Annotated in this window: 18 protein-coding genes; 14 read left to right on the top strand and 4 right to left on the bottom strand. The window is 35.2% G+C overall.

Annotated features, from left to right (window positions below):
- Positions 1–621 carry a hypothetical protein gene (locus tag E0946_RS03215; protein WP_133201029.1) on the bottom strand — a complete coding sequence of 207 codons (621 nt, stop codon included), beginning with the start codon at positions 619–621 and terminating at the stop codon, positions 1–3.
- A gap of 816 nt (positions 622–1,437) precedes the next feature.
- Here E0946_RS03215 and E0946_RS03210 point away from each other — a divergent pair.
- Together E0946_RS03210 and E0946_RS03205 are read left to right on the top strand one after the other, a co-directional pair.
- Entirely contained in the window at positions 1,438–2,727 is a 1,290-nt protein-coding gene (locus E0946_RS03210) for a DNA methyltransferase (RefSeq protein ID WP_133201028.1), read from the top strand.
- Positions 2,727–3,359 carry an MjaI family restriction endonuclease gene (locus E0946_RS03205; RefSeq protein WP_133201027.1) on the top strand — a complete coding sequence of 211 codons (633 nt, stop codon included), beginning with the start codon at positions 2,727–2,729 and terminating at the stop codon, positions 3,357–3,359. The genes E0946_RS03210 and E0946_RS03205 overlap by 1 nt, the downstream gene beginning before the upstream one ends.
- A 216-nt stretch (positions 3,360–3,575) precedes the next feature.
- On the opposite strand, the gene E0946_RS03200 is transcribed toward E0946_RS03205, so the two are convergent.
- The 3 genes from E0946_RS03200 to E0946_RS03190 form a co-directional block, all read right to left on the bottom strand.
- On the bottom strand, positions 3,576–4,274 hold the full coding sequence (locus E0946_RS03200; protein WP_133201026.1) for a uracil-DNA glycosylase family protein: 699 nt from the start codon (positions 4,272–4,274) through the stop codon (positions 3,576–3,578).
- Positions 4,275–4,460: 186 nt separating this feature from the next.
- Complete coding sequence (gene purE, locus E0946_RS03195; RefSeq protein ID WP_133201025.1) at positions 4,461–4,913, bottom strand: 5-(carboxyamino)imidazole ribonucleotide mutase; 453 nt, start codon at positions 4,911–4,913, stop codon at positions 4,461–4,463.
- A gap of 2 nt (positions 4,914–4,915) precedes the next feature.
- Positions 4,916–5,590, bottom strand: coding sequence for a PTS sugar transporter subunit IIA (locus E0946_RS03190; RefSeq protein ID WP_133201024.1), 675 nt, complete (start codon positions 5,588–5,590; stop codon positions 4,916–4,918).
- Positions 5,591–5,768: 178 nt separating this feature from the next.
- On the opposite strand from E0946_RS03190, the gene lptE reads away from it, so the two are divergent.
- From lptE to E0946_RS03130, 12 genes are all read left to right on the top strand, one after another.
- Complete coding sequence (lptE, locus tag E0946_RS03185; protein ID WP_243713733.1) at positions 5,769–6,182, top strand: LPS assembly lipoprotein LptE; 414 nt, start codon at positions 5,769–5,771, stop codon at positions 6,180–6,182.
- Positions 6,169–6,912, top strand: coding sequence for a pseudouridine synthase (locus tag E0946_RS03180; RefSeq protein WP_133201065.1), 744 nt, complete (start codon positions 6,169–6,171; stop codon positions 6,910–6,912). The genes lptE and E0946_RS03180 overlap by 14 nt, the downstream gene beginning before the upstream one ends.
- On the top strand, positions 6,909–7,985 hold the full coding sequence (locus E0946_RS03175) for a DUF933 domain-containing protein (protein ID WP_133201022.1): 1,077 nt from the start codon (positions 6,909–6,911) through the stop codon (positions 7,983–7,985). The genes E0946_RS03180 and E0946_RS03175 overlap by 4 nt, the downstream gene beginning before the upstream one ends.
- A gap of 18 nt (positions 7,986–8,003) precedes the next feature.
- Positions 8,004–10,247 carry a DNA translocase FtsK gene (locus tag E0946_RS03170; protein WP_133201021.1) on the top strand — a complete coding sequence of 748 codons (2,244 nt, stop codon included), beginning with the start codon at positions 8,004–8,006 and terminating at the stop codon, positions 10,245–10,247.
- 76 nt (positions 10,248–10,323) lie between these two features.
- Positions 10,324–10,941: a LolA family protein gene (locus E0946_RS03165; protein WP_133201020.1), complete on the top strand. Its 618-nt coding sequence runs from the start codon at positions 10,324–10,326 to the stop codon at positions 10,939–10,941.
- Positions 10,942–10,951: 10 nt separating this feature from the next.
- On the top strand, positions 10,952–12,007 hold the full coding sequence (locus E0946_RS03160) for a mannose-1-phosphate guanylyltransferase (protein WP_133201019.1): 1,056 nt from the start codon (positions 10,952–10,954) through the stop codon (positions 12,005–12,007).
- A gap of 106 nt (positions 12,008–12,113) precedes the next feature.
- Positions 12,114–13,967, top strand: a complete 1,854-nt coding sequence (locus E0946_RS03155; RefSeq protein WP_133201018.1) for a protein-disulfide reductase DsbD family protein — start codon at positions 12,114–12,116, stop codon at positions 13,965–13,967.
- The gene (locus E0946_RS03150; RefSeq protein ID WP_133201017.1) at positions 13,964–15,094 is read left to right on the top strand and encodes a hypothetical protein; all 1,131 of its coding nucleotides are present in this window, start codon (positions 13,964–13,966) and stop codon (positions 15,092–15,094) included. Before E0946_RS03155 ends, E0946_RS03150 begins: the two co-directional genes overlap by 4 nt.
- Before the next feature lie 17 nt (positions 15,095–15,111).
- On the top strand, positions 15,112–15,648 hold the full coding sequence (locus E0946_RS03145) for a TlpA family protein disulfide reductase (RefSeq protein ID WP_207930818.1): 537 nt from the start codon (positions 15,112–15,114) through the stop codon (positions 15,646–15,648).
- Positions 15,624–17,075 carry a DUF6029 family protein gene (locus E0946_RS03140; protein WP_207930817.1) on the top strand — a complete coding sequence of 484 codons (1,452 nt, stop codon included), beginning with the start codon at positions 15,624–15,626 and terminating at the stop codon, positions 17,073–17,075. Before E0946_RS03145 ends, E0946_RS03140 begins: the two co-directional genes overlap by 25 nt.
- Before the next feature lie 13 nt (positions 17,076–17,088).
- Positions 17,089–18,417, top strand: a complete 1,329-nt coding sequence (locus tag E0946_RS03135) for a T9SS type A sorting domain-containing protein (protein ID WP_133201015.1) — start codon at positions 17,089–17,091, stop codon at positions 18,415–18,417.
- Positions 18,418–18,457: 40 nt separating this feature from the next.
- Positions 18,458–19,189 (top strand): ComEA family DNA-binding protein, encoded by a 732-nt coding sequence (locus E0946_RS03130; protein ID WP_133201014.1) that lies wholly within the window; start codon positions 18,458–18,460, stop codon positions 19,187–19,189.
- Positions 19,190–19,838 lie beyond the last annotated feature (649 nt).

Below are 19,838 nucleotides of genomic sequence, written 5' to 3'. Positions count from 1 at the left end.
TTATTGGGGATTTTCTACGGTAACCAAAAATTGCTGGTCCTTCTGAAGTATTGCATTCTCACCACCATATTGATAACGCGTTCCATCTTCAAGTTCTATCAGAACCAAGTAGTAGAAATTATTATTAGGAGTTATATAATCTACATTTTTGAAATTAAAACTATGTGGTGCGATAGGGTCAATAGTATAGTGATTTACAACACCAATAAAGTTGTGCTTATAAATATCTATTTTAGCTATCCATAAGTCACTATTATTTACTACTTTAATGCTTGCACGATTGGGTTGAATGTAAGCATTGATAGTCTTATTAACCTTGATGGTTACAGTCGTTGAATCAGTATAAGATTGTGTATAATCATCATATATCTGATAGGTCTCACCTATCATCCAGACAGGAACCTTCTTTTCTACATCCGGGTTAAAAATACTTTCTTTCTTGGTTTCTATCTCAAAGGTATAGTTAGAATTACCTGGAATGGTCACTTCATCTTGTTCATCCACTTTAACATAAAGAGGATAGGAGGATTGATTTATTACCCTAAAAGCACCTCCGGAATCACAACCCGTAATAAGCAATAAAGCCATTACAGGTAAAATCCATAATGTTAACTTTTTCATGGTAAACCTCTCATTCTTATTGCATTGTATTATGCATAAAAACACTATCTTTTATATATTGTTTGATGTCAAGCTCTAAATTCTTTTAAAAAATATTAAGAATAATTAAAGAATTTTTATTATTCAATTCTTTCTACAAATAATATTGTTCTATATTTATTGTTTATAATACACCTTATTAATCTGAGCCTTTACTTTGATTTATTTATTCAGCTAAAATATATAGAATTGATAGGAATTTATATTATGCTATATATTTTATATTACTAAATCACATTATTGTCCTTTCATTCAAATCTATTAATATCTCTGGTTGAAATTAATAAACATCCTGCCTCTCCCTTAGCTCTTTATTACGTAAAGTCTTAAGAGAGAGACAGATAGGAGACAAGAAACAATTTATCTGGATAATGATATGATTATCAGAGAGTTATAGAGTATAATTCAATATAGTTAAAGATTATTTATATTTAGTATAATAATTATTTTTATTAATTAAAATTCAGGTATTAAGTGATTTATAAATGACAAAAGCAAATCCATAGATTTATTTTTTGCTAAGAGGGAAGAGATTAAATTTAAAAATCTTCTCTTGACAGTTGGATTACTTTAAGTTTATCTGTTATGATGAAAGTTAAAAGGTAATTTATTAATAATCAGGAAAAAAGGAGTGAGAGTGAGTGTATATAATTTATTTAAATCTGATGAAGAAATGTTTTTAGGTTGCACAAAAAGTGTAAAAAAACAATATTGTATCCTACTCTTTAATATAAAATTACAATAATTATTTTCGAATATCATAAAGATAAAGACGATATGAAAACATCACATAAGATAATCATTGGTGATTCCAGAAGGATGAAGGAATTAAATGATGAATCAGTTCATCTAATTGTAACTTCACCTCCTTACTGGCAATTAAAAGATTATGGGAATCATAATCAGATTGGTTTTAACGATACCTATGAAGAATATATTAATAATCTAAATCTGGTCTGGCATGAATGTAATAGGGTTTTACATAATGGGTGCCGTTTATGTATTAATATTGGAGATCAATTTGCTCGTTCAGTTTACTATGGTCGGTATAAAGTAATACCTATCAGAACTGAAATAATAAAATTTTGCGAAAGTGATGGTTTTGATTATATGGGAGCTATCATCTGGCAAAAAGTTACAACTTGTCACACCACGGGTGGAGCAACAATTATGGGCTCTTTTCCTTATCCAAGAAATGGAATTATCAAACTGGACTATGAGTATATCTTAATTTTTAAAAAATATGGAACAGCTCCTCCTGTAAGCCGTGAAATTAAGGAGCAATCAAAACTAACCCTGGAAGAATGGAATCAATATTTTGCTGGGCACTGGAATTTTTCAGGTGAAAAGCAAGATAAACATTTGGCTATGTTTCCAGAAGAATTGCCTAAACGTCTTATTAAAATGTTTAGTTTTGTTGGTGATACTGTTCTGGATCCATTTTTAGGAAGTGGCACTACTTCTTTAGCAGCCAGAAATTTAAACCGGAATTCTATAGGATATGAAATTAATGAAGATTATCTTTCGGTAATCCAAGAAAAGCTCGGATTAAATGAACAGACTATTTTTCAAGATGAGTCTTATGAAATTATCAGACAGAATGAAGCTAATCTTAATTTAGAGCAAGAAATTAGTAAATTACCTTATATTTTCAAGGATCCGATAAAATTTGATAAGAAGCTAGATCCGAGAAAACTGAATTTTGGTTCAAAGATAGATAATTCTAATTTTAGAAAAGATAACTACTATAGCGTTGAGGATATAATTTCTCCAGAGATTTTAATACTGAATAATAAAATAAAAATTAGATTATTAGGGATTAAAGAACTTCCCCAAAAGAAACAAGAAGCAATTAAGTATCTAAAAGACAAAACACTTGGACAAAAGGTATTTTTAACCTTTGATAATTTAAAATATGATGACGATAATAACTTACTTTGTTATCTTTACTTATGGAATAAGACTTTTATAAATGCTCATCTGATTAAAAATGGTCTGGCTGATGTTGATACTGAAAATGAATATAAATATAAAACAAGATTTTTATCTTATAAAGGGGAAGGTTGATGCCTAAAGAATGGATTTTAAATCAAGCAAATATGAGATGGGGTCTTACTAGGAAAAATAAGGTCGGAGCTGTATCAGAATTGATAAGAAAATGTTCTCCTAAATCATTGCAAGAATGGGAAAACTATTATTATGAAAATGCATATCCAAAACAACATTTGGAAGAACTGGGTAAGCGTCTTTATATTAAGATTAGTGAAGTTTGCGCTGCAGAAATTGAAAGTATAACAGAACAAGATTGCATTAATTTTATAATCAATTTAGTAATTAATAGGACCTATGATGGATATCAATCTGAAATTCAGACTATTTATGGTCAGTTAGAAAACGCTCTGGGGGTTAAAATAGAACCTGCACCTGATGAATGGGATAGAGGATATAATGTAGATTTCTTTATTAAAGTTAAAGATAAATATATAGGATTACAAATAAAACCGGCTGGCTATGCATATATTCCTCAAATATTAAATGAAATGGAATTCCAAAAAAGGACTCATGCTAAATTTACCGCAAAATATGGAGGTAAAGTTTTCTACATAATATCCGTTACAGAAGGTAAAAAGAAAATAATTCAGAATCCGGAAGTAATTGAAGAAATTAGAAATGAAATTGAGAGATTAAATACTGAATAGCTTTTATATCATTTAAGCTAATTCTTTAAATAGGCATTAATCTTTTATCATTTTATCATTATTTAATGTTTTTATCAACTTATGAAATTAGAATAATTATAAAGATTTTAAATAAATTACACCTAAAGCCGCGTAAATATATGTGCCCTTTTTAAGAGTTCATATCACTTTGGTAACCTAACATTTTTTTTGTCAATTTAGTAGAATTCTAATAAGTCAAACATTCTCCTTAAACAGCTCTGTATATAGTTTAAGCAGATTATCAAAAAAGGACTTATGATCGGGAAAACGAAGTCTTCCAATAGGTGAAGGAGAAGGAAGAATTTTAACTGATATTTTTCTTGAGGGTAGAGATTGATTATTTTTGGCAGGTAGAAGAAAATAAAAATCTTCTGCATCTTTTAGGAGATTAATGTCTTGGGTGTGAAGATATTGTTTTAACCAGATGAAAACCTTATAATGACTGGTGCAAAAGATAGTTTGAAGTTCGGCTGAATGATATAGATATTCTGTCAAATTTAGGAATTTCAAAGGACGGATATTACTGTCTGCAGAACTCTGGTCACGGCGGATAAATTGATAAAGAATGTCGGCTATACCTAAATAATACCGCTGTAAAAAGTTCTGGAAGAATTTTTGTTGAGTGCAGGTTCGTTCTTCTCTCGGAATTTGCAGATTACGGATGTTTTTAAGTTCAGATAGAGATTCAGGTTCAAAAATATGAAAAAGTAAATCCCAGAGCAGATTATATCCCCGACTGTAACTTCCGTAATAGTAGTCTATATCTTTATCTTTAAGTTCGGTTTTATTAGGAGAACAAAAGCGAGAAGGTGGTGCACTTCCCAGAATCAATCTTCTGGTAGTTTCAGGAATAAAAGGTGAATAGGGATGAAATTGTATCTCTTCCTGATTCAATTTAATCTCCTATTATCTGTCATTTAATGTAGATAAAGATAGGTTTTTTTTTGCTATATTATTCAGTAGATAGCCAATAATCCTGTAATAAAGTAATCCAATGCCGCTTTTTCAGAAAGATTAATCCTCTTGAAGAATACTTACTTTCTGACTCTATCTTAAATATTAAAAATGAAGGGATTAATCTTACTGCAGAGCAAGCTGATTTCTATAGATTCTCAGCTTTTCCTTAAGTTCAGGATTGTTTAATGCCAGAATCTGAATTGCCAGCAAGGCTGCATTTTTTACTCCACCAATCGCAACTGTCGCTACAGGAACACCTGTTGGCATTTGAACAATGGAAAGTAATGCATCTATACCACCCAAATTACCACTAACTAAGGGGACTCCTATCACCGGAAGAATGGTATGTGAAGCAATTACACCGGGCAAATGAGCTGCCATTCCTGCTGCTGCAATAATGACCTGCACACCTTCTGCTTCGGCATTTTTAGCCAGCTGAGCCGTTTTTTCAGGATTTCTATGGGCGGAAGAAATGTGAAAATCATAATCCACACCGAAATCCTTCAGAATTTGCTGCATAGCCTCGCATTGTTCTACATCGCTTTTACTACCCAGAATTATCCGAATTTGTGGCATAATTATTTATTCTTTTCTTCTGGTAAAACAGTTAAGCAGCGATGTATTTCCTCAGGAGTAGTAGCAGTGGATAAAGCTTCCAAGATTTCAGGATTCATTATTAATTTGGAGATATAGGAAAGGCTGAATAGATGCTGTTTATCATTATGCAGAAGTAACATAAAGAATAGGTTTACAGGTTGATTATCAGGAGCATCAAAATCTACAGGATTCTTTGATCTGCCAAACAGGATACTGGGAGTTTTAATCTTGGAAGGATGCAGATGACGGGGATGAAGTAAGGCGACACCATGTCCAATAGCAGTAGAAATCAGCTCTTCTCTTGCTACTACAACCTCATAAAGCCAGCGTGCATCACGCACGAGTTTCAGTTCCTTAGCTTTTTCACTCAGGATTCGGATAGCGTCATATTTGTTTTCCGCTTCAAAATCCAGGAATATGTTTTCAGGACGCATATACTCTTCAAAATGGCAGGTAACACGTTTTAGAGCCAGCATCTTTTCTTCTGATTCATTAAGATTTTCCAGCCATTCGTTTAGAGAATCCTCATCAATCTTGAGGGTTTTCCCTATCATCTTGGTCTCAAAGGTTTTACTATTAATCATTTCCTGTATTACCTTTTCGGAGACCTTCAATTTCTTGGCAGCTTCAGCTTGCGATATATATCGTTTTGCCATGGCTAACCTCCCTTATTGTATTTATTTTTTACTATATAATATAATCCAGGTTTATCTTGACAAGTATAAAGCAATTTTTGAAAAAGGAATAATGGTCAAGAAATTTATTTATTTGGGACTGGTTGCAGCAGTCCTCTGTGGCTGCTCATATTCCGTATATTCAAATGCTTATCCGCATTTGAAAAAAGTTGCTATTCGTCCTTTTGAGAATAAATCTACGGAATTTGAATTAGGTGATATTGTCTATAATGGATTAGTTAAAGAATTTCAAAAAGATGGAAGATTGAAGCTGGTTACCCAACAACCAGATTGTGTGGTAGAAGGAACCATTTTAAAATTGGAAGAAGATGTCTATAGTTATGATAGTTGGAATAATGTTCAAGACTATATGTTACGATTGACTTGTAGTGTAGTCTTTACAGATTTGATAAATAATCAGATTATCTATGAGAATAAAAGTCTGGTGATAACAGAGCCCTATGCTGTATCACCTGCCAGTACGGCTAAATGTAGAAGTAAAGAGGAAGCAATAGATGAGCTCGTCTCAAAGCTCTTCAGAAACATCATCCAGAACAGCCTTGAAACCTGGTGATACTATTCGTCTTAATCATTTTTTAGCAAAATCCGGCATCTGTTCTCGGAGAGAAGCTGACAACCTAATAAAATCTGGTCAAATCTCTGTTAATGGAGAAATTTGTACTGATTTAGGCTGTCAAATAGACCCGATAAAAGACATCATTATCTATAAAGGTAAAAAAGTTCAACCACAAAAAGATAAAGTCTATGTAATGCTCAATAAACCGAAGGGTTATCTGGTTACACATTCTGATGAATTTAATAGAAAAACCATCTATGAGCTCTTGCCAGATAATGCCCAAGACCTTCGTTATGCAGGAAGATTGGATAAGGATTCGGAAGGATTGCTGTTATTAACCAATGATGGAGAACTGCTAAATTTACTCACACATCCTTCTTCTAAGACAGAAAAGGTTTATAAGGTTAGAATTAATAGAAAATTGACTAAAAGAGAGCTGAACATTCTAAGACAGGGAGTCCCTATTGAAGGCGGAAAGACTCAGCCAGCCGGGGTTTTTGTAAAAAATAGTTCCGAAAATGATATGACTTTAAAAATAGTATTAACGGAAGGGAAAAAACGGGAAATCCGTCAGATGATGGAAGCTGTAGGTGCAAAAGTTTTGAGTCTGAGAAGAGTTCAATTTGCCAATCTGAGGCTAAAAGATTTGCCTATAGGACGCTGGAGATACTTGACCAGAGCCGAAATAAAAGCTTTAAAAGATTCTGTGGAGAAAGCTTCAAGATGAAAATAGCTATTATTGGACCACCTAGAACTGGTAAAACAACCATCTTTAATGCCTTAACAGGAAATTCTGTTTCCACTGATAAATATGCTCCAATAGCAAATGAACCCAATGTGGCTGTAGTTCAAGTTCCGGATGAAAGAGTAACTAAATTAAGTGAACTTTATCAACCTAAGAAGACCATTTATGCTCAGATAGAGTACCGGGATTATCCTGGCATTTTTTCTGCTTCTAATGAAAATCCGGATAATGCGATGTTTTCTGATATTAAAACTTGCGATGGATTTGTCCTGGTAATGCGAGCTTTTGTAGATGAAGAATTAGAAGAACTCTATCCTCTGGGAGAGGTCTTACATCAATTGACTAATTTTGAGGAAGAAATGCTCCTGATGGATTTGATGATAGCAGAAAAAAGGAGAGAAAAGATTGAACTGGGCTATAAAAGAGGCGTAAAAACTCCCGTTCTCCAATTTGAAGATAAAGTTTTAGAAGAGGTTTGTGCTCAACTTCAAGCAGGAAAACCTTTAAGAGAAATGCAACTCAATGCAGAAGAGGAAAAAGTTATCCGAGGTTTCAAATTCTTCACGCAAAAACCGATGATTGTGCTTATAAATTGCAACGAAGAAGATTATCATAATTTAGATAATTTAAAATCAGAAATCCAAGCTAAAGGATATACGGCAGAAGTTATTGCAGGAAGATTTGAAGAGGAATTGAGTAAACTGGATAACGAAGAAGCAAAACTTTTTATGGAAGATATAGGTATTGAAGAAAGTATAAAAGACCGTTTAACCCGTTTATGCTATTCTATGTTAGGTTATATCAGTTTCTTTACCGTAGGTGAAGATGAGGTGCGTGCTTGGACTATAGAAAAAGGCAGCAATGCCGTAACTGCTGCAGGAAAGATACATTCGGATTTAGCACGAGGGTTCATCAGAGCAGAATGCTTTAACTATAATGACCTGATGGAATATGGTTCGGAAAAACATTTGAGAGAAAAAGGGCTTTTCCGACTGGAGGGTAAGGATTATATTGTTCAGGATGGAGATATTCTTTTCATCCGGTTCAATGTTTGAGAGAGGGGGGATTATTTTATGAATAACAATAGGAAAAACTCTCGCAATCATAAAAAGGAGATGAAAACCTGGCAGAAACGTTTAATTGATGGTCTGGTGCTCATCTTTTCAGTTTTAGTAGTTATCAGTCTGATCTATGGCTTAGATTCCATTCTAAATGATGTAGATGCCTTAAGCTTACACGGGAATGTTTTTACCTGGCCCTTTCAGAAAGAAGTGCAGGTGGAAAATCCCATTGGTGTCTTTGGAGTTGCGGTAGGCTATGCATTTAGCTATCTTCTGGGATATTATTTTTCTTTTATAGGCTTTGTGTTGCTCGCGATAATGTCCTTACTCAATTTTCTGGAACCAGCCAAAAAAAGAAACTACCATAAGTTTTATTTGATACTTATTGCAAGCTTTCTTTTGCAGGTGATTTTAGTTAAAGGTCTAAGAGACTATTCTCATAGTGTTCTTCCTCGTGCTATCTGGGCAGGTTTATCCGCTATATTCAGTAATTTTGGTGCTTCTTTATTAATTATTTTGGGGATAGTTTTATGCCTAATCCTTATTTTTGAATACGAACGATTAAAGCTCTGGTTTTCCAAAGTGCGTGATAGTATCTCGGAAAATCGTAAGAAAGCCTCTTTAAAAAAGAAAAAAGATAAACTGACTATTAATGAAAAGGAAGTTCATCCTCCGGTTATACCTGTTATTCAGAATCATATAGCAAATATGCCTAAAGAAGAAACAGCCTATCCTAAAAAGGAAGAAATTCCAGAACCAGAACTGATTTCACCCATAATAGAAGTTTTTGGTCCCCCTTCCAGTATGGATAAACCACCCTATGTTATTCCTTCGGTGGAAGATTTTTTGGAAAGTCCAGTTAAACTATCAGAAAGAGATCGGAAGGAGATAGAAAATCAGATTTTAGCTACCAGCCAAATACTGAAAAATAAGTTAGCAGAATTTGGTATAGAAGCAGAGGTTCGTAATGTTAATATTGGACCTATAATCACTCAGTATGAATTAGAACCTGCTAAGGGTGTGAAGGTTAATCGTTTCACTTCTCTGGCAGATGACCTTGCTTTAGCTATTAAGGCAAAATCTATTAGGGTGCAAGCACCTATTCCTGGAAGAGGGCTTATCGGAATTGAAATTCCTAATATGACTCGCGATATGATTTATCTGAAGGATTTACTTCTTTCTGAGGAAATGAAGGCAATTGATTCTAAGCTGGCTTTTGGCTTGGGGAAAGATATTGCTGGAAGACCAGTAGTTAGTGACTTAGCGAAAATGCCGCATCTTTTGATTGCTGGTGCAACAGGAAGTGGTAAGAGTGTGTGTATAAACACCATTATTATGAGTTTTCTCTTTCGCACCACTCCTGAAGATTTAAGGCTTATTCTGATTGACCCCAAAAGAGTAGAGCTTACTGGATATAATGATTTGCCTCATCTTCTTGGTTCCGTGGTTACTGATTCAGAAAGTGCTCTTGAGAATCTATATTGGGCAGTTAAAGAAATGGAAAGACGTTATGAATTGCTTCACGATGCAGGTGTGCGTGATATCAATGCCTACAACGAAAAAGCAACTCAAGAAGGTGAACTGAAGAAACTACCCTATATTGTCATAATTATAGATGAATTTGCCGATTTGATTCTTACCAGTGGCAAAGATATTGAATTACCTATCACCAGATTAGCACAAATGGCTCGTGCCGTAGGGATACATTTGATTCTGGCTACTCAAAGACCTTCCATTAAGGTTATAACCGGAATTATTAAGGCTAATTTTTCTGCTCGTATTGCTTTTCAGGTTTCCTCCAAAGTTGATTCTCGCGTTATCTTAGACCAAATTGGAGCAGAACGACTTTTAGGGAATGGAGATATGCTATTTTTACCTCCAGGAAAAGCACAACCGGAACGCATACATGGTGCTTTTGTATCTGATAAAGAAATTGCTCGGGTTTGTGAGTTTCTTAAAACTCAGCCTAAACCTGAAGATGATTTTGTCTTACCTATTCAATCCAGTGAGGAGATGGGCAATTTTGAATATGATGATGAGCTCTTTCCTGAAGCGGCAAAATTGGTGGTTAGAGCGAATACCGCTTCAGTTTCAATGCTGCAAAGACACTTTAGAATAGGTTATGCCAGAGCTGGAAGATTGATAGACCTTCTGGAACGAGCTCATATTATTGGACCACATATGGGTTCTAAATCCAGAGAAGTTCTGGCAACAACTGAAGATTTAATCCGTAGAGGAATAATCCGCGACGAATAAGTTTTAAGCCTATGTCAGTTTGTAATAAAGTTTATAGTTATAGATATCATTTTAATAAGGAGTTTTCCAGGCTATAATGAAGAAAGCAATAGTAGTTTCTCTCTTGCTAATCTGGAGTGTGATGCTGCTAAGTATCACTACTGGTGAAGTCTATAACAAAGTTAGTTCATTCTATGCTAATCTCCGGTCTTTTCAAGCTAAAGTGCAACAGACTAATTACTATACTCAATTAAAAAAAACTATCACCTATAAAGGAACCATTTATTTCACTCCTGGAAGGATGTTAATGCATTTTGACGAACCTACCGTTCAGAGATTGAAGATTGAGAATGGCAGAATAGAGCTTTATGATGCTTCTTCTAACACGCTGTTTAGAAGCCTTATGCAACCTGAATATGAGAAATTGAATCCAGTTGAGATACTGCAAAGCTACTGGAATAAATCCAAGGTATCCATAATCTCAGAAACGAAGGATAGAGTGAATATAGAGCTTGTTCCCCAGAATGATGATTTTATTAAATCGCTTTCTGCCACTTTGGATAAAAATAATGGTTTAATCTATAAACTAAGTTATAAAGATAAAACAGGAAATTCAGTTACTTACAATTTTTCTTCTATAAAGTTAAATCAAGGTATATCTTCTTCTGTTTGGAAATATGATTATCCTAAAAATGTTCAAATAATAGAGTCTTGAGGAGAATGAGATGATAGCATTGATTATGGCTGGAGGTTCAGGTACCAGATTTTGGCCCCTTAGTCGTGCATCTTTACCAAAACAATATCTTCGTATTCTTGGGGATAAATCAATGTTGCAGCTAACCTTTGAGCGTATGGAAACTTTAGTTCCTCCAGAAAAGGTCTATGTGGTGACTTCTTCTTCTCAAGCTATTCTGGTTAAAGAACATCTTCCTGAGCTTCCACCAGAAAATATAATCATAGAACCTTTTGGGATGAATACGGCTCCCTGTATAGCCTTGAGTGTGGAATATTTAAGTGCTCTTTATAATGAAAAGGAGACTATGGTAGTGCTTCCGGTAGACCATATCATTAAAGATACAGATGCCTTTATTGCTGCCTTAAAGAAAGCTGAAACTGCTGCTCAAAAAGGAATGCTGATTACTTTTGGTATAGTTCCTGATTATCCAGCTACCGGTTATGGCTATATTGAAAAAGGAGAAGAACTGGAAGAAGGAATATTTTCTGTGAAACAATTTAAAGAAAAGCCAGAACTGGATACAGCCAAAGAATTTTTGAGGCAGGGAACTTTTTTCTGGAACAGTGGAATCTTTTGCTGGACCTTAAGTTCTATTCATAAGGCTTTGAAAGAGTTTCTTCCTGAAACCCTTACTTTGGCAGAGGAAGTCTTGCAATTAAAACAATCCTTTGCCTCAGAAGAAGCAATAGCTGCGGTATACCGCAAAATGTCTCGTATACCTATAGACATTGGCGTAATGGAAAAAGCCAGATTCCGAGCAGTCATCCCAGTCAGTTTTGGCTGGAGTGATGTCGGTTCTTGGAAAGCTCTGGCGGATATCTCTCCTAAAGATGAAAATCAGAATACCTTTAAAGTGGATGGCTTTGCCCTTAATGCCAGAGACGATTATGTTTATAGCGATAAGTTTGTTGCCCTCATAGGAGTGGACGGTCTTTGTATTATAGAAACAGATGATGCACTATTGGTCACCTCTAAAGAGCAAAGTGAGAAGGTCAAAGAGGTGGTGGAATATCTTCAGCATAAGCATAAAGATAACCTGCTTTAAGGAATATTTATCTTTATGAGAAGGAATTTAGTGGTATTTTGTTTTAGGCTGGATGGTAAAATGCTTTAATATTTAACTAAAGTGAAATATCAAAGCGAGAGAAAATATGCAAAACAGAAATAGAATCTTAATGCTAATCGTCCTGCTGATTGTAGCAACTGGAATATGTTCTGCTCAGAAAGTTCAATTTAATATCAGTCCTGCTCATTTACAACCTGGGGAAAAAGGTGTTCTGCAAGCTACTCTAATAATTCAAGATAGTGATAAGAAGCAATCTTATGACCCCTCGGAAGGTGAAAATGGCTATCTAACTCTGAAAGTGATTGGTTCCTATCCTCAATTGAATTTCGAATCAACTAAATATCCTGAACCCGATAAGATAACTGATGGTATCTGGGAATATTATGGCAAATTCACACTCAAGAAACCTTTTGTAGTTAAAGCTGATGCCAAACCAGGGAAGCTAAGCATTAAAGTAGAACTTCAGTATGGACTCTGTCATAAAAGTAGCGGATTTTGTGATCCTCCTCAAACTGTGGAAGGAACAGTTCAACTGGAAATCCTTCCTCCTGCAACTTTAGCTGAATCAGAAAATGAACAATTTATAGAAAAAGAGCAGGATACCCTTGCTACAAACGCTTCTGTTTCAACCAAAGAAGAGATTCCTTCAGCTCCAGTCCAAAAAGAAGAAAGTGGAAATATCCTTATTTATATGTTATTAGCCATTCTGGGAGGTATAGTTCTAAACTTTACTCCCTGTGTGCTTCCTATTTTACCTATCAGAGCTATGAGTATGATTAATCAAGCTCAAAAGGATATAACTAAACTGATGATACATACTCTGCTTTATACACTGGGAGTGCTACTCTCTTTTGGTGCGATTGCAGCTGTTTTTGTGATTGCCAGGGCTTCGGGAGTGAATCTTACCTATGGATTTCTAAGTCAAAGTGTAACCTATAATCTTATAATGATGAGTATTCTTTTCCTCTTTGGCTTATCTTTATTAAATGTCTGGGAGATGACTTTACCCGGAATGAATGCGGCAGCAAAAGCTACTTCCAAGGGGGGATATATCGGTTCTTTCTTTAATGGAGTTTTTGCTTTCTTAATGGGTTTTTCCTGTATGGGACCCTTTATGGGACCTGCATTGGAGGTAGCATTTCGTTTATCTTCTCCCATGCTGGTGCTATTTTTCCTTTTGATTGGTTTTGGTTTTGCCTTGCCTTTTATAATTATAAGTCTTTTCCCCAAAGCTCTTAAAGCGCTTCCTAAACCTGGTGAATGGATGAATATTTTTAAGGAAGCAATGGGTTTTGTGCTTTTGTGGCTCACCTGGAAATATGTGTCTAATATCTGGAGTTTAACTAAAAGTGGTCCTTTTTTGATAAATACCCTGCTTTTTATTTTCTGGATGGGTGTTGCAGCTTGGCTTTATGGAAGATTTGTCCGTCCTCAATATAAGAAATGGGTGCAATTTTTATTGGGCTTTGTGGCAATTGCTATTATTATCTGGAGTGCTTCTTACTATCTTAAATGGGAACCAGAAAAGGAAGCTAATAAACAAGAACAAGTTCAAGTGCAAGGAATGCAACCAGCAGAACAAGAGGGATGGTATGTATTCACTCCTGAACTTCTCTATAAGTTGCAAGAAGAAGGTAAGCCAGTCTATGTGGAAATCGGAGCTGCCTGGTGCACTAATTGCAAAACCAATGAGAAGAAAGTGCTCAATCAAGAAGATATTATAGCTGAATTTGAGAAACGAGGAGTCATTCGTTTAAAAGGAGATTTCACTCGTGAAGATGCTGTTTTAAAAGATTTTATGTTGCAGTATGGAAGTATAGGAGTGCCCTTTAATATGCTCTTTATTCCAGGGGAAGAACCTATCAAAATGCCAGAATTATTTAGTAAATCAGACCTGAAGAAAGCTCTGGAGCAAATTCCAGTAAAGGAGAAGCAATGAAAAGAAATCTATTTCTCCTTATAAGTCTTGTAACCATATTATTTGTTACCAGTTGTGACCGTTTTACTCACAATTTTCAGCCACCTGTTACAGTGAATTTAGAAACAGAATTGTTTTCTCCTCTTGAAGATATTCTTAATTCTCAATCAGAAAATATGATAGATAATGTGATGCAATTTTATGCTGAGGATTATCTATATTATGGATTGCAGAAAGAGGATATCCGAAACTGGTTACAGAGTATCTATAGTGTTGCACCAGAAGCACAAGCACAGGTCACACTTATAAGTTCTGAAATGCTCTCTGAAACTACTGCTTTGGCTGATTGGAGATTGCTTATAACGACGGATAGAAAGTCAACTGTGTTGGTGGACAGCCTCTTTCATTCAGAACATATTGCCCAGCGTGAAGGAAAATGGCTCTTAAGAGGAAATCAACTTTCTGGCTCTTATCCTTCTACAAAAGAGCATATTATAATAGAATATTTCACCTTCCTCACTTGTCCTAATTGTCCCGTGGTAGAAAATAAGTTAAATAAATGGCAGGACGCTTATCCACAAAGAATAAGTTATCTGGAACATCATATTAGCGACCAACTGGCAATTCCGGGAGATGAGGTTTATCAATATTATGGTTATCCTCCTTTTCCCAGTTCTATAATTCAAGGAGAAATGGCTCTTATGGGAAACAGTCCAGCCATTCTTGCAGAATATGATACTGCCATTCAGAGTTTACTGGAAAAAGATGCTGATATTCTGTATCTTTACCCGGTTATCCGGATAAATAACAAACAGGTTACAGGTTCTATCACTTTACAACTGCTAAATCCTGAACTGGATTTAACCAATCTTTACCTGAATTATGCGTTAATTGATAAGGTCTCTCCCTTTCAAAACACCAATTATGATTATGTTCGGAATGTGGTGCTGGCTCAAGGAAGTAAAACTCTTACTTCTTCTGATTTAGAGGGACCAATAAGTTTTTCTTTAACCTCATCCATAACTATTCCAAATGATGCGGCAATAGTTATTTTTGCACAAACTAAACCTCCTGTGTTTGAGAACAATGCCAAGATTCATAGTGGAATAGAGATTGCCCTTGACCATATTATCAAATCTAAAAAATAAAAAGAGGAACAAAAAAAATGAAAAAATTAACAATTCTAACTCTACTCTTACTTCTCGTAGCCATATTAATGGCTGAAAAAATGCCAGATTTCCGTTTGCCTGATGAAAGTGGGAAGAATGTGAGCTTAAGTGAACTTTTAGGAAAGGGACCTATTATCATTGATTTTTGGGCAGATTATTGTCAGCCCTGCAAACAAGCTATGCCAGCTTTACAAGAACTGGTTAATAAGTATGATAGCTTGACGGTGGTTTTAATTTCTCTGGATGCACCCAAAGCTCAACCCAAAGCAAAAGCTTATCTGAAAAGTAAAAACTATAGCTTTATTACACTATTTGATCCAGATAAGACTTTAGCCAAAAAATTGAATGTGGAAAATCCACCTCATACTTTTATTCTGGATAAGACCGGAGAAATAGTCTATTCTCATCTTGGTTATGAACCAGGAATAGAAAAAGAGTATGAGCATAAGGTTCGTAAACTTTTAGGTCTGGCAAATGAAGAAGGAGAAGAATGCACCTGCACCGAAAAATGTCCCGATTGCCAGGAAAAGTAATTTTATTATTACTTATTTTTCTGGCAGGAATAACTTTTATCCCTGCTCAAACTACTTTGACGGTTAATGGTTTAAATCAAGCCAGTTTCGTTTATCGTGCTGCATCCGATTCTTTAAATTGCTACTTTTACGATTCCTTTGCCTTCAATCTGGGCTATAAGGATTTTAGTTTCGGGATGAAGTTTATTGCGGAATTGCCTAAATATAGCATTGAGCAAAGTGAACTTTTAGCAGAACTTAATCCAGACCGTTTAAATCTTGGATGGAAGGAACTTTATGCCAGTTATAACCGGAATAACTATCAGGTTTATGCTGGAATTATGGAAGAAACCTTTGGCAGTGGATTGATTTTTCGCAGTTACCAAGATTTGGAAATGGATGATGACTACAGAGTGAATGGTTTTCGCTTTTCCTATGATAATAAACTGCGGGTGAAGGCACTTTATTCCGCTTACAGTAATCCTATAAATAGAGGAAAATTGGATTTAGCTTATGGAGCAGACCTTCAATATCCTGTTTTGAAACCTTTGACCCTTGGAGTTACCGTCCTTTCTTTACAATCATATATAGGCTCTTCCTATAAAGAAGATAATATTCTGGGAGGAAGAGTTTCATTTCAAGAAGATTGGATAGACGGTTCCATAGAGCTGGCTCAACGCCAAAAAGCATATAGTAATGATAATGGCTCTGCTATTTATGGCAATCTCAGCACTTATTTTGGTCCTTTACAGATTGGTGGTGCTTATAAATACTATGATGGCTTTGATTACTTTAACCATCTGCAGGATATCCCTTTAGCTAATCATCATAATGAAACTCTGGCAGATAATCAAAGCTCGGGCTTGGATGAAGAAGGTTTGCAGGGCTGGATGAGCTTTGCCTTCTTAAAATACTGGACTTTCAATTTGGATTATGCGGAAGCCTGGAATCACAATCATAAAGTAAAAATGAATGATTTCTTTGTTAGTCTGGATTGGAATAAGGATTTAAAAATGGCATCTATTGCCTACAGTCAAGTAGAGAAGATAGATGAAATTCTCAGTCACTGGCAAAAGGAATCCTATCCTGGTTTCAATCTTCAATTTCCCGGAAAGAAAAATCCTTTTACCCTATCTGGAGAGTTTAAAGTAGTGGAAAAGCAGGTTTATGATGTGGAAACTTCTCATTATGAACCTAAAATCCAGTTTGATACCAGTTTTAATAAACTTTCCTGTTCTCTGGCATTACAGAGTTGGTGGAAAGATTTTTCGCACCTGACACAAAGTCGTTATATGCCTTCTGTGCAAGTAAAATATCCTCTTTTTTCCGAAACTGATATCCTGTTATTGGTGGGAAAAGAAGCTGGAGGGAAGGTATGCCGTAATGGAATCTGTCGTTATGTAGCTCCATTTTCTGGCATAAAATTAGAAATGACTACCCGTTTTTAAATAGGAGATTATTATGAAAAAGACACTTGTTCTCATACTCTTGATGAGTGTAGCACTTCTTGCAGCTAATCCAAATTATTTTCCACGCACTTCTCTGGCAGAATTATGTCTGATTCAAGACAATTCTGATTGCAATGAAGCAATGATGCAATTAAATGAGGTGCTGGATAACACCAATAGAGGAGAATTTATTGCTACCCATCTTTTTCAAAATGATAATAATTTAGGCAATGTGAGTGTGAACGAGAGGATAAACGATTTAGGAGTTGAGATTCTGCCTACTATCTTTTTTAATCGGGAAAGCTCTGTCACAGGTGTCCCAGGAACTGGGATTTACAATAATATAGTTAATAACTATAAATTCTCCGCTTCCCCCTTAAAAATGAATATTACCAGCTTTAATACTGAAACGGGTGCTATTTCAGTTACGGTTAAAATGCTTGATCCTGAACTTTCTTTAATTAATCAAAAGCTCATATTGATTTTAGCGCAGAACTCTATGGGAACCTATAATAATGTGGCAAGGCAATATCTCTATCATAATATAAATTTAACTGGACCGGGCGAAGAAGTAACAATCAACGATAATTTTTCCTATGATGCTTCTGTAGAGCCTGATAATATCTGGGCAATAGCCTTGGTAGAAGTTGATAATCAGGTTATTTTGCAAAGCACTTCCACTCTTTTATTGCCTGAGTATTATCTGCGTTGTGCCTATGATTGGGAGGGAAATAATATCATTGTTGACCCCAATTCCAATTTTCTTTCGGAACCGTTATGGATATTCAATCTCGGGGCAGCGGACACTTTTAATATGAGAATAGTGGTGGATGATGCTCCAGCCAACTGGTATTTCAATTATTGCGATGAAGAAGGAAATTGCTATCCGGGTGGTATTTCTATGCCCTTAAACCTGAGTTCTGGACAAGTGAAAGGTTTTCATCTCAATCTAATAGTAGGTTCTACTGGTACTGCTCATTTCCATTTTGAACTCACTTCTCCTAATCTTGGCACTTATAACATTCCTTTTATCTGTCACACCAGTGACCCTATACAGGATGATATTATCCAGGTTCCTGCTGTGATGATTCTTAAAGCAAACTCACCTAATCCCTTTAAAAATATGACTTCCTTTTCTATATCTGCAAATAAAGCAGGTTATGCCACTATTCAAATCTTTAATCTAAAAGGAGAGCTGGTAGCAGAAACTAATTCTCACTCTATTTATCAGGGAGAGAATAAGATAGATTGGAAAGTGCCGTCCCATTTGCCTAATGGAATCTATTTTTACAGACTTAAGGAACAACCTGCATCTTTAGCAAAAATGCTCTTGCTTAAATAGTAACTTTAAATCAGGCTAACTATATAGGGAGAAAGGAAATATGAAATTTGTGGATAGATTTCTTACCCGAACGGAACAAAAGGCAATTTTGGCTATTTGTGGTCTGGCTCTATTAGGTTTTATCCTGGGACAATTTGATGGTTTTCATAATCTGTTAGCTAAAAAAACGGCAACTCCTGAGACAACTGAAGAACTGGTGAAAGCTGTCAAAGAAGATAAACCAGTACAGATTGATATCCGAACCGCTTCTAAAGAAGAATTGATGCTTTTGCCCGGAATAGGTGAAAAACGTGCTCAGGATATAATTGACTATCGTAACCAATACGGTTTTAAAAGCACAGATGACCTTCTTCAGATAAAGGGTATTGGTGAAAAGACCTTAGCAAAAATGTTGCCCTCTTTATTAATCTTTGGAAATCCAGAATTTACTCCAGAAAAAATCCCTGCTTCTGGACAGGATACTTCTCAAATAGCCATATCTGATAAAGGTAAAAATACTGATAAAACATCAACTAACCAGAAAGCAACGGATGCCAAGAAGAAAACCTCCTCTGCTTCAGTTCCTAAAAATCAGCTAACAAATATCGTAAATATTAATACTGCAGGAATAGAAGAACTTTGTACCCTGCCCGGTATTGGCGAAGTTAAAGCTCAAGCTATAATTGATTATCGCAATCAGAACGGTAAATTTAATGCGGTTGAGGATATCCTTAATGTTAAAGGAATTGGACCTAAAACTCTGGAAAAGATTCGCTCTCGCATTAAGGTATGACTATAATTTAAGCAATATACAGTTTTAATCCTACTCCCAGAAGCATATCTTTAACCTTTCCTGCTGGGTTTGATATTACTCTATCCTTTATCTTATGATTGGAACATTATTTTGAAAGTGAGTCAGACAAATCCTGACAGGTTAGTCCTATTTATTGGAAAGTAATATTTTACCTCTCTAAGACATTCATATCTAAGAGGGGAATTATTAAAAGGCTGCGGGAACTCCAATTGAAAGAGGTTAATTGAACTAATTCAGTGCAACCATATATTTAAATAAATTTATATTCTGTAATTTTATCACTTGAGTATATAATAATCATTCATCAAATATTTCAATTTACCCGTTTTAGCAATTAATTTATATTCCCCCTTTTGTTTTATATTGCCCATCTCTTACCTTTTTCTTAGCTCCAGTAATGGGGAAGAGCTAAGAGAGAGCTAAGGAAGAGGGGGAAATTGGATAATAGGGAACTATCTGAGTTTATACAATTATGCAGAAATTTAAACAATATACATTATAAAGTTGTTACTTTTATCTCTTCTAACTATCGAGAGCTTGAAGAATATTAATCTTCAAAAATAAGTACAGTTGGTTATAATTATATAATAGATTTAAATAAAGCAAGATAATCTATGAACTATAGTCC

The organism is Candidatus Syntrophosphaera thermopropionivorans, from assembly GCF_004353895.1.
Classification (GTDB): domain Bacteria; phylum Cloacimonadota; class Cloacimonadia; order Cloacimonadales; family Cloacimonadaceae; genus Syntrophosphaera; species Syntrophosphaera thermopropionivorans.
The sequence above is the reverse complement of the archived record's forward strand: the minus strand, read 5'-3'. Positions and strand labels throughout refer to the sequence as shown.